Annotated in this window: 15 protein-coding genes, 1 pseudogene and 2 other annotated features; of the genes and pseudogenes, 10 read left to right on the top strand and 6 right to left on the bottom strand. The window is 51.6% G+C overall.

From position 1 onward, the window contains the following. Positions 1-4: 4 nt before the first annotated feature. Together mlc and bioD are read left to right on the top strand one after the other, a co-directional pair. The gene (mlc, locus tag SF1615; protein NP_707492.1) at positions 5-1,225 is read left to right on the top strand and encodes a NagC-like transcriptional regulator; all 1,221 of its coding nucleotides are present in this window, start codon (positions 5-7) and stop codon (positions 1,223-1,225) included. A gap of 124 nt (positions 1,226-1,349) precedes the next feature. Next, positions 1,350-2,045, top strand: coding sequence for a dithiobiotin synthetase (gene bioD / locus SF1614; RefSeq protein NP_707491.2), 696 nt, complete (start codon positions 1,350-1,352; stop codon positions 2,043-2,045). On the opposite strand, the gene SF1613 is transcribed toward bioD, so the two are convergent. The 6 genes and pseudogenes from SF1613 to SF1607 all read right to left on the bottom strand — a co-directional run bounded on the left by SF1613 (position 1,998) and on the right by SF1607 (position 8,855). Beyond that, entirely contained in the window at positions 1,998-3,314 is a 1,317-nt protein-coding gene (locus SF1613; RefSeq protein NP_707490.3) for a chloride channel protein, read from the bottom strand. The genes bioD and SF1613 overlap by 48 nt on opposite strands. Before the next feature lie 134 nt (positions 3,315-3,448). Continuing rightward, on the bottom strand, positions 3,449-4,063 hold the full coding sequence (locus tag SF1612) for a twin-argninine leader-binding protein DmsD (RefSeq protein NP_707489.2): 615 nt from the start codon (positions 4,061-4,063) through the stop codon (positions 3,449-3,451). A 42-nt stretch (positions 4,064-4,105) separates the two neighbouring features. Then, positions 4,106-4,960, bottom strand: a complete 855-nt coding sequence (locus SF1611) for a DMSO reductase anchor subunit (RefSeq protein ID NP_707488.2) — start codon at positions 4,958-4,960, stop codon at positions 4,106-4,108. A gap of 1 nt (position 4,961) precedes the next feature. After that, positions 4,962-5,579 carry an oxidoreductase, Fe-S subunit gene (locus SF1610; RefSeq protein ID NP_707487.1) on the bottom strand — a complete coding sequence of 206 codons (618 nt, stop codon included), beginning with the start codon at positions 5,577-5,579 and terminating at the stop codon, positions 4,962-4,964. Between the two features lie 10 nt (positions 5,580-5,589). After that, positions 5,590-7,631, bottom strand: a sequence feature ('Similar to Escherichia coli K12 oxidoreductase, major subunit gi: 1787871 (809 aa). BLAST with identity of 98% in 681 aa. This CDS contains deletion. The sequence has been checked and is believed to be correct.'). Then, positions 5,590-7,631: pseudogene (locus tag SF1609) on the bottom strand. Its footprint overlaps the feature before it by 2,042 nt. 57 nt (positions 7,632-7,688) lie before the next feature. Then, positions 7,689-8,855, bottom strand: a complete 1,167-nt coding sequence (locus SF1607) for an anaerobic dimethyl sulfoxide reductase subunit A (RefSeq protein NP_707486.1) — start codon at positions 8,853-8,855, stop codon at positions 7,689-7,691. On the opposite strand from SF1607, the gene SF1608 reads away from it, so the two are divergent. The 8 genes from SF1608 to SF1600 all read left to right on the top strand — a co-directional run bounded on the left by SF1608 (position 8,781) and on the right by SF1600 (position 14,641). Further along, complete coding sequence (locus SF1608) at positions 8,781-9,818, top strand: integrase (protein NP_707485.1); 1,038 nt, start codon at positions 8,781-8,783, stop codon at positions 9,816-9,818. The genes SF1607 and SF1608 overlap by 75 nt on opposite strands. After that, positions 9,816-11,064, top strand: a mobile genetic element. (Overlaps the previous gene by 3 nt.) Then, positions 9,852-10,190, top strand: coding sequence for an insertion sequence element IS911 transposase InsN (locus tag SF1606; RefSeq protein NP_707484.1), 339 nt, complete (start codon positions 9,852-9,854; stop codon positions 10,188-10,190). It overlaps the preceding feature by 339 nt. Further along, positions 10,217-11,056 carry an insertion sequence element IS911 integrase core domain-containing protein gene (locus SF1605; RefSeq protein NP_707483.1) on the top strand — a complete coding sequence of 280 codons (840 nt, stop codon included), beginning with the start codon at positions 10,217-10,219 and terminating at the stop codon, positions 11,054-11,056. Its footprint lies within the feature at positions 9,816-11,064. A gap of 63 nt (positions 11,065-11,127) precedes the next feature. Then, positions 11,128-11,613 carry an integrase gene (locus tag SF1604; protein ID NP_707482.1) on the top strand — a complete coding sequence of 162 codons (486 nt, stop codon included), beginning with the start codon at positions 11,128-11,130 and terminating at the stop codon, positions 11,611-11,613. Between the two features lie 411 nt (positions 11,614-12,024). Beyond that, a complete protein-coding gene (locus SF1603) occupies positions 12,025-12,393 on the top strand; it encodes a hypothetical protein (protein NP_707481.1) in 369 nt (122 codons plus the stop codon). Positions 12,394-12,823: 430 nt separating this feature from the next. Beyond that, complete coding sequence (locus SF1602) at positions 12,824-13,339, top strand: hypothetical protein (RefSeq protein ID NP_707480.2); 516 nt, start codon at positions 12,824-12,826, stop codon at positions 13,337-13,339. After that, positions 13,329-13,829, top strand: coding sequence for a hypothetical protein (locus SF1601; RefSeq protein ID NP_707479.2), 501 nt, complete (start codon positions 13,329-13,331; stop codon positions 13,827-13,829). The genes SF1602 and SF1601 overlap by 11 nt, the downstream gene beginning before the upstream one ends. A 320-nt stretch (positions 13,830-14,149) precedes the next feature. Beyond that, positions 14,150-14,641: a hypothetical protein gene (locus tag SF1600; RefSeq protein ID NP_707478.1), complete on the top strand. Its 492-nt coding sequence runs from the start codon at positions 14,150-14,152 to the stop codon at positions 14,639-14,641. Positions 14,642-14,675: the final 34 nt, after the last annotated feature.

Here is a 14,675-nt window from a genome sequence, read left to right as displayed (position 1 = left end):
TGCGGTGGTTGCTGAAAACCAGCCTGGGCACATTGATCAAATAAAGCAGACCAACGCGGGCGCGGTTTATCGCCTGATTGATCAGCTTGGTCCAGTCTCGCGTATCGATCTTTCCCGTCTGGCGCAGCTGGCTCCTGCCAGTATCACTAAAATTGTCCGTGAGATGCTCGAAGCACACCTGGTGCGAGAGCTGGAAATCAAAGAAGCGGGGAACCGTGGCCGTCCGGCGGTGGGGCTGGTGGTTGAAACTGAAGCCTGGCACTATCTTTCTCTGCGCATTAGTCGCGGGGAGATTTTCCTTGCTCTGCGCGATCTGAGCAGCAAACTGGTGGTGGAAGAGTCGCAGGAACTGGCGTTAAAAGATGACTTGCCATTGCTGGATCGTATCATTTCCCATATCGATCAGTTTTTTATCCGCCACCAGAAAAAACTTGAGCGTCTAACTTCGATTGCCATAACCCTGCCGGGAATTATTGATACGGAAAATGGTATTGTACATCGCATGCCGTTCTACGAGGATGTAAAAGAAATGCCGCTCGGCGAGGCGCTGGAGCAGCATACCGGCGTACCGGTTTATATTCAGCATGATATCAGCGCATGGACGATGGCAGAGGCCTTGTTTGGTGCCTCACGCGGGGCGCGCGATGTGATTCAGGTGGTTATCGATCACAACGTGGGGGTGGGCGTCATTACCGATGGTCATCTGCTACACGCAGGCAGCAGTAGTCTCGTGGAAATAGGCCACACACAGGTCGACCCATATGGTAAACGCTGTTATTGCGGGAACCACGGCTGCCTCGAAACCATCGCCAGTGTGGACAGTATTCTTGAGCTGGCACAGCTGCGTCTCAATCAATCCATGAGCTCGATGTTACATGGGCAACCGTTAACCGTGGACTCATTGTGTCAGGCGGCATTGCGCGGCGATCTACTGGCAAAAGACATCATTATCGGGGTGGGCGCGCATGTAGGGCGCATTCTTGCCATCATGGTGAATTTATTTAACCCACAAAAAATACTGATTGGCTCACCGTTAAGTAAAGCGGCAGATATCCTCTTCCCGGTCATCTCAGACAGCATCCGTCAGCAGGCCCTTCCTGCGTATAGTCAGCACATTAGCGTTGAGAGTACTCAGTTTTCTAACCAGGGCACGATGGCAGGCGCTGCACTGGTAAAAGACGCGATGTATAACGGTTCTTTGTTGATTCGTCTGTTGCAGGGTTAACATTTTTTAACTGTTCTACCAAAATTTGCGCTATCTCAATTTGGGCCAGGAAAGCATAACTTAGACTTTCAAGGTTAATTATTTTCCTAGTTTATATTTGTGAAGCATAACGGTGGAGTTAGTGATGCTGAAGCGTTTCTTTATTACCGGTACAGACACTTCTGTAGGGAAAACGGTGGTTTCCCGCGCATTGCTACAAGCGTTAGCCTCCCAGGGAAAAAGGGTTGCGGGATATAAACCCGTAGCGAAGGGGAGCAAAGAGACACCCGAAGGGCTGCGTAATAAAGATGCCTTGGTGTTGCAGAGTGTTTCAACCATCGAACTGCCTTATGAAGCAGTTAATCCTATCGCGTTAAGCGAAGAAGAAAGTAGCGTGGCGCACAGTTGCCCAATCAATTACACCCTCATTTCAAACGGCCTGGCAAACCTGACCGATAAAGTCGATCATGTCGTGGTAGAAGGGACTGGCGGCTGGCGCAGTCTGATGAATGATTTGCGTCCACTCTCTGAATGGGTAGTGCAGGAACAACTGCCGGTGTTGATGGTTGTCGGTATTCAGGAAGGTTGCATTAACCATGCACTGCTAACAGCTCAGGCGATCGCCAACGACGGGCTGCCGCTCATTGGCTGGGTGGCTAACCGAATCAACCCAGGACTGGCGCATTATGCGGAAATCATTGATGTGCTGGGTAAAAAACTTCCGGCACCGCTCATTGGTGAACTGCCTTATCTGCCGCGCGCCGAACAGCGTGAACTGGGGCAATACATCCGCTTAGCTATGCTGCGCAGTGTGCTGGCGGTAGATAGAGTCACGGTGTAACGTCCGCGAAATTACCGACGCAATTACGCAGGCAATCAATAAACCGGGGAGTAGCTGATACTCCCCGGTCATTTCACATATCATCAACGTCGACATAATCGGCGCGTGCGTGGTTGCCGCCAACAGTGTCGCCATCCCGGTCAATCCGAGTAAAAGCGTAATTTCTTCGCCATCAGGGAACCATAATCCCAGGCTACGACCATACAACATGCCAATGGCAAGACCGATAAATAGCGTCGGTGTAAAGACACCACCGGGTGCGCCGGAACCGCTACTCGCCAGCACGGCACACAGTTTACAAAGGAAGATCCCGGCAATGATCATTAACAGTGGTGGGGCGGTTAAAAAGGATTGTACGGTGCTATAGCCGTTGCCCCACACTGCAGGTGTGAACAGGGAAAGCAGACCCACGATCAACCCGCCTAGTGCCAGTTGCCAGGGCGGCGCAAGTTTGAGACTCACAAATCCACGATGACAGGCGTTCATTAACGTTAACAACAGTGGTCCGCACAGACCTGCCAGCACACCTGTACTGATAATCAGCGCATAGTCACGAGCCTGAACCGTCACTGAGAGTTGTACGTTGTAGAGTAACGCGTCGCTATGATTAATCAGATTGCTAACCAGCCATGCCACGATGGCGGAAATAATCACCGGGCCGAGAGAGGCCAACATCATAGTGCCAAACAGCACTTCGGCTATAAATAAACTGCCAGCAAGCGGGGCACGATAGGCCGCAGCCATTCCCGCCGCGGCCCCACAGGCGATCCATAATTTCCATTCCTGGCGTGGCGTAAAACGTTGGGCAAAACAGGAGGCGGCAAGGGCAGCTAAAAGAATCATCGCACCTTCGCGACCAATTGCACTGCCGCTGGTTACTACCAGCAGCGAGGCAAGCGATTTAACCAGGCTTGCTGCGTAATCGAACTGTCCATCGGTTTGCAACGCTTCCATGTAATCGGTCGGCGCATGAGGGCGTTGTTGGGTAAATTTCTGCCAGCCCATCAGCAACAAACCCGCCGCCAGTCCGCCGAGCGCCGGAGTTAGCAGCCGTCGCCAGGAGGAAAGGTTTGTCGCTGCATTGACCAGACTGCCGGAGTCATTATTGAGGAACAACCACTCCAGTAGCAGCATCGCATGACGAAACCCGGCAACGGCAAAGACAGCGAGAATACCGACGACTGTTGCGATAAGCAGACGGCGGAACATAGTGCGCAGATCCGGATAGATGTGTAGATGATGCATGAGCAGAAATGGGCAATGAAACACGGGCGACTATTTTGCGGCAAAAGAGGCCAACCGCAAAAGCAGTGCGTGCTTTAAGAGATAAAAAAACGTGACATTGTAACGTATTATTGCCGAATCGCGCGTAATCGTCACCATCCGGCAATATTACGGTGATCCTATCGAAAGAGTGGTTTAACCGCGACAGGAATCAACAGTTGTGATTGCCATTGCGCCAGCGTTAAGCGAGCCAGTTCACCCAGTGCACGGTAGAAAGGGTGTTCTGCTTTTTCGATAAAAACATCAAGAAAACGTGTTGACCACGGAAAAAGGTGCCATGCCAGCAATTCTTCGCATTCTGTCTGGCGACCATTCTCCGCCAACCACGCAGCCATCAACAGCAGTGAACCAAAATGATCTTCCGGTTCGTTTTGCTTCATTTCAAACTGAATGCCTTTCTCGCGCATCCACTGACGAAGTGCCAATGTTGAATCGCCAAACAGCACAGATTCGCGATCCAGCCAGACCGACCCCCACGGCGGAGACGGCAGTGCCCACGGGCCGACAAACAAACGCTGCCAGGCCTGGGCGTGAGTCTCTTCACACTGTGTCTGAAAAGCCGTCACCAGCGGCGCTAATGACGCTTCTGGTAGAGGCCACTGAGTTTCCCAGCCGTCACTGGTGAGTACCGCAACCAGAGGTGCGGCTTCCGCACTCTCTGGAGCGTAATAAAACAGCGCGCCCAACACGCGCGCCGCGACAGAAAAATTATCTTGCTGTGAAAAATGGGTCATTCCTAACATCCTGAAATGTGCGGGTTGCCCCGCACCAATTTGTTAACCTGCAATAGCCATTCCTACTGTCATGTGCAGGCCATAAAAGAGCACACGCCCGATCATCTCACCAACAAGTATGAGGATTAGCCCCAGAACAAGTCCGGCAACGTGAGGTTCACGGCGACGAATGAGCGGACAAAGCCAGCATCCAAGACCTGCGCATAACAATACCACACGCCAGACCTGTAAGGAGGCGTAATCTGGTACCAGTGCGCTGGCTTGTTGCACGGATGAGTGAATAGACGCCAGAGACAAACCTTGCAGCACAATCACCTCGGCACAAGCGATCAGCGCCAGAACGCTAATGATGGCAAATGGTGTGGTATTAAATGTAACGCGGGCTGCCCGCAGAATTGCGGCAGCAAGTATTGGACCGCTCAACAATACCGTCAGGAAGAAAGCCAGCGTAGTGTAACCGTTATGCCAGGTTGGCACGGTGTCGATTTGATACACGCAGGTCATCATCCAGACGAAAATGACGCCGAGCGCCATGCTGACAAGTAACCAGAGTTTCCCCAACGCTTGCGGCATTTTACCGATGACCGCCACCAGCCACCATAGTCCGCCAACGGCAAAAAATATGGAACCGGCAGCAATCTCGTTACTCAGACCAGAAGCTCCGATTCGATTCAGCGAGTTAAACGCTCGCAGTGGCGATCCCAGGTGCATGACAGAGGCAATAAACCCGATGCCCATCAACAGCCAGAGGAAAAACATGCCACGAACAATGTGCTGACGGTCTGCGTCATTTTTGGCGGCGAACCAGCCAATTCCGCTAACAATCAGCGCGCCTACTACGCATTGACCCAATACGGTAAAGATAACCAGTGGCCATTCATGCCATCCATTTCCCATTTTACACTTCCTCCGGATTAGCCAGATAACCAGTGGTATCGCCGGTCGGGCGGCTGTTGGCGTTAGGTTTGATAACGATATTGGGTTTTGTGAAATGCGCGCGCGGCAGTGGCGCGACGGCAGCCAGAGTGCCGTGCTTCTGGCGCAGCTCTTCAATTGGACCGAACTCAAGTGCACGCAGCGGGCAGGATTCGACGCATATGGGTTGTTTCCCCTCGGCGACGCGCGAATAACAACCATCGCACTTCGTCATGTGCCCTTTTTCAGCATTGTACTGTGGTGCGCCGTACGGACAAGCCATGTGGCAGTAGCGGCAGCCGATACAAACATCTTCATCAACCACCACAAAGCCATCTTCACGCTTATGCATTGCGCCGCTGGGGCAGACTTTTGTACATGCGGGGTCATCGCAATGGTTACAGGAGATGGAGAGATAATAAGCGAACACGTTCTGGTGCCAGATGCCATTATCTTCCTGCCAGTCGCAGCCAGCATATTCATAAATACGGCGGAAACTGACTTCCGGGCCAAGATCTTTAAAATCTTTGCACGCCAGTTCGCAGGTTTTACAGCCAGTACAGCGGCTGGAATCGATAAAAAATCCATATTGTGTGGTCATGGGCTACTCCTTAAACCTTTTCGATCTGGACAAGATTGCTGTGCGACGGGTTTCCCTTTGCCAGCGGTGAAGGGCGGTGAGAGGTCAGAATATTGATACTGCCGCCGTGATCGACCCGGTCACCAAACATATCCGCTTTAAGCCACGCACCTTGCCCGATGGCGGTAACGCCAGGCAGAATACGCGGAGTCACTTTTGCGGCAATCAGCATTTCTCCATTATTGTTAAATACCCGCACGGTATCGCCATGACGGATACCGCGTGCCTGAGCATCAATGGGGTTGATCCACACCTCTTGTGGGCAGGCCTGCTGTAACACATCAATATTGCCGTAGCTGGAGTGGGTACGCGCTTTGGTTTGGCGACTTCACTCAGCATCCAGTAGATGGGTTTGCGTTCAAATTTTGCTGAGGTTGCGGGTTGGGCGAGGATCACATAGCCCATATTCCCTGCAGATTCATGAGAGATAAGGTCTTCTTGCTCTGTTGGCATCAGGTCAGGCAACAGGATATCGCAATACTTAGCCGAGGCCGTCATGAAGTGGTCAATGCCAACAATCATCTCGCACTTGCTGTCATCCTGAAGCACCTCATGGGTGTGATTGATGTCGCCATGTTGATTGATCAATGTGTTACTGGCGTAGCACCATAAAAACTTGATGGGGACATCCAGTTTTTCTTTTCCACGAACACCATCACGGGTCGCGGTCATTTTCGTACCATGGTCGATGGCATCTGTCCATGTAAAAACGGAAATCTGCGTTTTAACAGGATTCTCGAGCATCGGGAACCATTCTACCCCCAGATCCCAGCTACCTTCGCGTACACCTGAGTTGCCGCCGTTTATGCCGACGTTACCGGTAAGAACGGAAAGCATGGCAATAGCGCGGGACGTTTGTTCGCCGTTGGAGTGTCGTTGTGGCCCCCAACCCTGACAAATATAAGCAGGTTTTGCTGAACCGATCTCTCGTGCCAACTGGATAATTTTTTCTGCCGGGATGCTGGTGATTTTTGCTGCCCATTCCGGCGTTTTAGCTATGCCGTCAGGCCCTTCGCCCAGAATATAGGCTTTATAATGCGCGTTACGTGGTGCGTTGGCGGGCAGCGTTTTTTCATCGTAACCAACACAATATTTGTCGAGAAATGGCTGATCGACCATGTTTTCAGTAATCAGTACCCAGGCAATCGCACAGGCCAGTGCGCCATCGGTGCCAGGGCGAATGGGCAGCCATTCATCTTCACGCCCGGCAGCTGTGTCGTTATAGCGTGGATCGATGACGATCATGCGTGCGTTTGAACGTTCGCGGGCTTGCTCGACGTAGTAAGTGACACCACCGCCGCTCATCCGCGTTTCTGCCGGGTTATTTCCGAACATAACGACCAGTTTCGTATTGGCGATATCATCCGGGCTGTTGCCATCATTGGCACCGAACATATAACTCATTGCGGCACTGATCTGTGCGGTACTGTAGCTGCCATAGCGACTGAGAAAACCCCCGCAAGAGTTCATCAGACGGTACGGGACGTTCGAGTTGGTGATATTTCCGCCATCTACGCCTGTTCCGTACAGGACATGTACAGCCTCATTGCCGTAATCTTTCAGGATCCGCCGAAGATTATCACTGATGGTATCCAGGGCTTCGTCCCAACTTATCCGTTCAAATTTACCTTCACCGCGCTCGCCGACGCGCTTCATGGGATATTTCAACCTGTCAGGATGATTCATCCGTCGGCGGATAGAGCGCCCGCGTAAACATGCCCGAACCTGATGATTACCGTAAACGTCGTCACCTGTCGTATCAGACTCCACCCAGTACACGGTGTCATCTTTCACATGCAAACGTAGCAGACAGCGGCTCCCGCAGTTAACGGTGCAGGAACTCCAGACCGTTTTCTCTTCTACCGGAGCCTCTGCCGCCCGGACCATTTGGGAAAATGGCAGAGTGAAAGCACTGCTTGCCAGCGCGAGACTGCCAAGTGCGGAGGTTTTCATCAGACTTCTATGGCTGATTTCAGCCTTCATGAGCGCCTCTGTGGTATGGATTTTCATCATTACTCACTTATTGCTTTTCAAACAAAATGTCATGCCAGAATTTATGGTTGTAGTGGGTTATATTTTTTCGATCTCGACCAGATTAGTGTGCTGCGGGTTTCCCTTCGCCAGTGGTGAAGGGCGCAGAGTGGTTAGCGTATTCACACATCCGCCATGGTCGATTTTATCGCCAGACATATTGGGCTCGTGCCAGGCTCCCTGGCCCATAGCGCTAACTCCAGGGAGAATGCGTGGTGTTACTTTGGCTGGTAGCCGAACTTCGCCACGATGGTTAAACACCCGCACCATATCGCCGTTGGCAATCCCACGTTTCTGTGCATCTATAGGGTTGATCCACACCTCCTGACGGCAGGCTGCCTTCAGGACATCAATGTTGCCGTAGGTCGAGTGAGTACGGGATTTGTAATGGAAACCAAACAGTTGCAGTGGGAAGGTTCTACGTTCAGGGGAGTCCCAGCCTTCAAAGGTTGAGGCATAAACTGGCAGTGGGCTTATCACTTCATCTTTTTCCAGTTCCCAGGTACGGGCAATTTCCGCCAGCTTGCTGGAATAAATTTCAATCTTACCGGAAGGCGTTTTAAGTGGATTTGCCTCGGGGTCGTCACGAAATGCTTTGTAGGCGACAAAATGGCCATTGGGATCTTTACGCTTATAGATACCCATTTTTTTCAGTTCGTCGTAAGACGGTAACGCCGGATCTTTGGCAAGCATTTTGGCGTACAGATGTTGTAACCATTGTTCCTGCGTGCGACCTTCTGTGAACTTTTGATAGACGTCAGGTCCAAGACGTTTCGCGACTTCACTCAGGATCCAGTAAATCGGTTTACGTTCGAATTTTTCGCTGGTGACTGGCTGGAGGAAAATGAGATATCCCATGTTACCGGCGTAGTCGTTAGGAATAATATCTTCCTGCTCAACGGTCATCAGGTCTTCCAGCAGAATGTCGGCATATTTTGCCGATGAGGTCATAAAGTTTTCGATGACCACAATCATTTCGCATTTCGATTCGTCCTGCAGAATTTCATGCGTTTTGTTGATGTCAGAATGCTGATTAACGAGGGTATTTCCCGCGTAGTTCCAGATGGACTCCATTGCCAGACGGATGGATGGACTTGAAGTAGTTGACTCAATGCTACTTAAGGTCCTGATATGACTGACATTAATCATGATAACACTGTATATCCATCCAGTTCTTTCTCTGGGTCTCCCTATCGGTATCAGCAAGTCTACACCTCAAGCCCTGACACAAGGCTGACACAAATCAATCTACTCAGCGTAGCTAAGCCTCAGTTAGTCCGCAGAGCCAATGGTCGATATACTATCCGCTTCAGACTCAAGGGACAGACCACACCGTTTCTTTCAGTATCGACCCGCAGCACAGACAGGAGAGTAGCCACAATGCGTCAGAGAGAGCTTGCAGCCACCGCTAAGGCCTTCATGTTGGATAGGCCTGAAGTCTCACTACAGGAGCTTACAGAGCATCTCCGGTCTATGGCTGAGCAGTTCCTGACAGACGCTAGTGACGATTACTGGAATGGACTTGAGGTCGCTACTCTGGTCGACGAGAAGTCCAACCTGAAGGAGCTAGCCGCTACGCAAGCCTTGAGTCTGGACCAGCAGAAGGGCATAAGGTTAGCGCTGGAAGTCCTGACCGCAGCACAGCAGAGAGTCGACACTGGTGATACCTCTGGTCTGATTAAGCTGATTGATGATAATAACCTTACTGATGACTCAACTATAGGCGACTCTACGTCAATTCTGAATAATGAGCAGGGGGATAGACCGGCAGTTTTCACACAGGAGCGCCAGTCATCTGTAGTTTTTTCAAGCCTAGTGTCCTCGCTGCTGGCTGAGAAGGTCCAGACCCTGAAGACATCCAGCTACAAGGACCTCTCGTCCTCACTCAATACTGTCTCCCGGTTCCTGCCTGAAGACATGGACCTGATGTCCCGCTCTGGGTGGCTGGCTGTCAGGGACTCTATGCTGGCTTCTGAGGTGAGACCATCGACAATCAACAAGCTGCTGACCAAAGCGAAGATGTGTCTCGATTATGGCCTGATGAATGGGCAACTTGAGGGCCGCAACCCTATTGAACGGATGAAGCTGACCAAGGATATCGACTCCAAGCGCAGAGCGTTCACAGACGAGGAGCTGGAGAGACTTCTGGTCCGTGTTGAGTCTGAGTGAAGTGGCACACTGAATTTGGCCACCTGAACAGAGGTGATATGCTCACCTCAGAACAACACAGGTGCTCCAATGAAAAAAAGAAATTTTAGCGCAGAGTTTAAACGCGAATCCGCTCAACTGGTTGTTGACCAGAAATACACGGTGGCAGATGCCGCCAAAGCTATGGATGTTGGCCTTTCCACAATGACAAGATGGGTCAAACAACTGCGTGATGAGCGTCAGGGCAAAACACCAAAAGCCTCCCCCATTACCCCGGAACAAATTGAAATCCGTGAGCTCAGGAAAAAGCTACAACGCATTGAAATGGAGAATGAAATATTAAAAAAGGCTACCGCGCTCTTGATGTCAGACTCCCTGAACAGTTCTCGATAATCGGGAAACTCAGAGCGCATTATCCTGTGGTCACACTCTGCCATGTGTTCGGGGTTCATCGCAGCAGCTACAGATACTGGAAAAACCGTCCTGAAAAACCAGACGGCAGACGGGCTGTATTACGCAGTCAGGTACTTGAGCTACATGGCATCAGCCACGGTTCGGCCGGAGCAAGAAGCATCGCCACAATGGCAACCCGGAGAGGCTACCAGATGGGACGCTGGCTTGCTGGCAGGCTCATGAAAGAGCTGGGGCTGGTCAGCTGTCAGCAGCCGACTCACCGGTATAAACGTGGTGGTCATGAACATGTTGCTATCCCTAACTACCTTGAAAGGCAGTTCGCCGTGACCGAGCCAAATCAGGTGTGGTGCGGTGATGTGACCTATATCTGGACGGGTAAGCGCTGGGCGTACCTCGCCGTTGTTCTCGACCTGTTCGCAAGAAAACCAGTGGGCTGGGCCATGTCGTTCTCGCCGGACAGCAGGCTCACCATGAAAGCGCTGGAAATGGCATGGGAAACCCGTGGTAAGCCCGGCGGGGTGATGTTCCACAGCGATCAGGGCAGTCATTATACGAGCAGGCAGTTCCGGCAGTTATTGTGGCGATACCAGATCAGACAGAGTATGAGCCGGCGCGGAAACTGCTGGGATAACAGCCCAATGGAACGCTTCTTCAGGAGTCTGAAGAACGAATGGATGCCGGTGGTGGGTTACGTAAGCTTCAGCGAGGCAGCTCACGCCATAACGGACTATATCGTTGGATATTACAGTGCACTAAGACCGCACGAATATAACGGTGGGTTACCCCCAAACGAATCGGAAAATCGATACTGGAAAAACTCTAACTCGGTGGCCAGTTTTTGTTGACCACTTCAGAGTATCAGTTCACACGACACACGGCTCACACGACCTCTGAGGCCCGTAGATGGGCGTCTCTGGTGTCTGTGGTCACTGGCGCTCGGTCTGCTGAGGTCTGCCACCTGACTAAACGTGACATTGTAACCTTGGACAATGGACTGGTCTGTATCGACATCAATGAAGATGGGGACGGGAAGTCTGTGAAGAACAAACATTCAGTCCGACTTGTGCCGTTAACCGATGGCGCTTATGGGTTTGACCTGACGTCCTTCCTGTCGTGGGTAGACATGCAGCCTGATGAGGGTCCTCTCTTCGGGATGACTCCGAGCGCCTACTCTAGCTGGTTTAACTCAAGGGTCCTGACTGAGGCCCTAGGAGACTCTCAGGATGTCTCTCTCCACAGTCTGAGACATTGGCTGGCGACCCGAATGAAAGAGCGTGGAGTCAATCTGGTGGACGCTCAAGGCATCTTAGGTCACAGCAGTCAGTCAATTACGTATGACCTGTACGGGAAAGGACACGCTGTGGGTAGGCTGGCTGATGTGCTTAAGACAGCTTTACTTTAAGTAGGGAGACCCAAGGTGGAGACCATATACGGCTTGATGGTTGAGACCTTGGGTCACTGAAGTCTGACTGAAGTTAGGGAGGGTGATAATAATCATAATCCCTCCTGACTATAGGCCCACTGGTCCGCCTTCGGCTGTCCGACTCTAAGTCTGTCTGTGGTCTTATTTAAACTGCGTCCTAAACTCCAGTCCCTCCAAATCCCTATGGTCTCCTCTTGACATTCCTGTTTAACTGTGAGTCGCCTCTGGTCTCTCTTTATATATACTTCCTTAATTCCTGAGGCGTCTTTAGTCCTTGACATTCGGTTCAACCTGTGAGTCACATCCTGTCGCGCTACTGTATGCATCACCAGTGATGGACTTGATTATCACTATAGGGGAACCAACTAATTCAACTACAGGAGATACTCTATGGCACGACCAATCGCAACTCACGACAACACGTTCACCAAAGCCTACTTGCAGCAGCACTGCGGGGACCTGCTGTCATTCGATGGTCAGGGCGACCTGAGTGGTTGGCTGGATGATGTCCTTACTGGTGCTGGTCGCCTGAACGAATCAATGGCAAGCAATACCAAGCCTGTCAGCCCATACTTGATTCTGACCCAACTACTAACGCACGACACATTAACTGTAAGCGCTGTGCAGGAGTCCCTGAGCCGTAAGCGTGTTGCCTTGGGTGAACCTATGGTTTCAACTCGCTACGCTCGCTACGTCTATGCTACCGTCGTCAGCGCCAGTAAATCCGTCCAGTACCACGCCAGTAAAGCTGGTTCATGATTACGGACCCTAAACTATCACTATAGGGAGACCAGCCTCCGCCTCTGAGTCTGATGCGTCAGAACATGCGAGCATCTGGTCAACCGACATTAAGTATCTCTCCTAAGTAATCAAGGCCCGTGACCGCCTCTGACAGACCTCCTGTATCGACCTCCAGCTCGTTAGCGTTCTTTAGTCGTCTCGGTTAGTAGCTCGTCTACTCACTACATTGGCTTAAGTCTATCACCGCTCACCATCTGGAGTCCTTACAGCTCGTCCTGACATGCGGTCGCACCTTTATACGTACATGGAGAACATGGTCACTCCAGACCGTCAACATTTAACCATTCACTTTCGTTAAGCACTTTCTGATGGGTCCGTTTAGGATGCGTCTGAATGGTGCGGACTCCATGTGGAGACAGAAAGTGCTTTACCAAAGGAGCATCTTTGTATGAATACCGAATTACCAGTAACTAACCGCCAGTTCTTAATCATCCTGCTGACCAATGCAGAGTCCAGTGTCGATTGCTGTCGCTATAACTTAGACCTGCTGAAGTTATCCCGATGGTATGCCCAGGCGGAAGACTGGGACTATGAGAAAATCCGGGAGATGTACGCGGAGCCTATCCAGTCATACCTCCAGACACACACCGAGGAAGAGCTGAAGCGTGGCCTGCAGGACATCTTCTATTTCAACAATCCTTACACCTGTGAGGGTGACTCAGAAGAGATGGATTGGATAGCGTCACGCTCTGATGCCGACTTGAAGCACATCTCTAACGCGATGATGCAGGTGGAGAGCAAATGGTCCCGCCGCCTTCAGGTCCTAACTGAAGATTACGAAAACGGCACCTTTGATAAGCTGGTCCCACCTGATGCCGAACGCCTTCAGGCGAAAGCTGACCAAGAACAGCGCTTCAAGTCCTTTGCCGAAGCTCTGGCGGGAGGTGCCTCTTATGACTTCTGACAATAAGCAGGAATACACCATTCATATCTTCGGTCAGGACATCACCAGTCAGGACGGATTGTTTCGACTGGATGAGATACGCCGGGTAGGCATTCAGATTGGTAAGGTAGAAGATAACCGTAGTACCGAGGTTGCTCGCTTCATGAGGACCAAGGCTGGTAGAAGTCTAACCAACCCAGAAAACGGGTTTGTTAAAAAGATTAACATGGGTCACTTAGGGACCTCGTGGCTGGCTGACCCAGTAGCCGCTATAGAGTTCGGTCGGTGGTTGGACCTTGGGTACGGACTGGCAGTAACCCGAGCCTTCGTGTCTATGACCTCCAGCGCCACCGTGCAGTCTGCTGTAGCGTCTGCTGAGGACATCAAGCCGGAGACCAAGGAATTCATCCAGCGTCATGGCACAGGCCTCTACATCGCCGGACGTGAAGTCTCACAGGCTGAGTATTCAGACTATCAAGCTGTGACCGCTGGTCGCTGTGAGTGGAGGTAAGTAATCATGGCTATGATTGACCCTCGTACACCTATCGGCAAAGCGACCCTTCGTTACCGTGGCCTGCCCACACGTCATCTGCTGTCTCTGCTGAGACTTGGAGTCGAAGACCCTGAGCGCCCTTACTACAGTCGAGACGAGCTGATAGCTATGCTGGTGGACCGTGATTTAGACAATCAGTTACGCCGAGCCTTTGCTAAGCAGTCCTGACCATACCAAACCTAATTTTAAACCTTTTGAGATGACCGATGCGGGGAGACCCGTAGGCGCTACTGCGTCTGCGATACCGATAGTCTCAACTCTCAAGAGGAGAATTACCTATGATGTTCAACAACAACAACTGGAAGCTGTCAGTCACCGACATCAACCTTTATGAAAACACTGTGAGTCTGGACGGTCAGCCCTATCCGCTGTCGCTCGCTATCAAGACCCTCATTCCGGGCTACCTGTCAGGCCTGCCGTCTACCAGCCGCGAGGCAATGGAGTTACTGGAAGCTCTGGCTGAAGCTGGCGTGACCATTGGCAACTTCTTCAGTAATGACTTGATGACCGCCTATGGTCGCCGCCAGATGAACAAACGAGCTGAAGCTGAGCGTATCGCTAAAGAGCAACGACTTCAGGCTGAGCGTATGCGTGAAGAGAACATGACCGATGCAGAGTGGCAGAAAGAGCTACAGCGCCGCGAACAGGTCAAAGCTGAACGCCGGACCTATGGTGAGAGCCTCCGCAGTGCTACCCATTCCGCTGGTCGCTCCCGTGCCGCTATTGTCGCTGACCTTGAGTCAGGCGGTAACTGGATGGACAGCTTGTAAAACACACAGTCCCTGACCCGATGTTAGGGACTCC

Source organism: Shigella flexneri 2a str. 301 (assembly GCF_000006925.2).
Lineage (GTDB): Bacteria > Pseudomonadota > Gammaproteobacteria > Enterobacterales > Enterobacteriaceae > ECMA0423.
The sequence above is the reverse complement of the archived record's forward strand: the minus strand, read 5'-3'. Positions and strand labels throughout refer to the sequence as shown.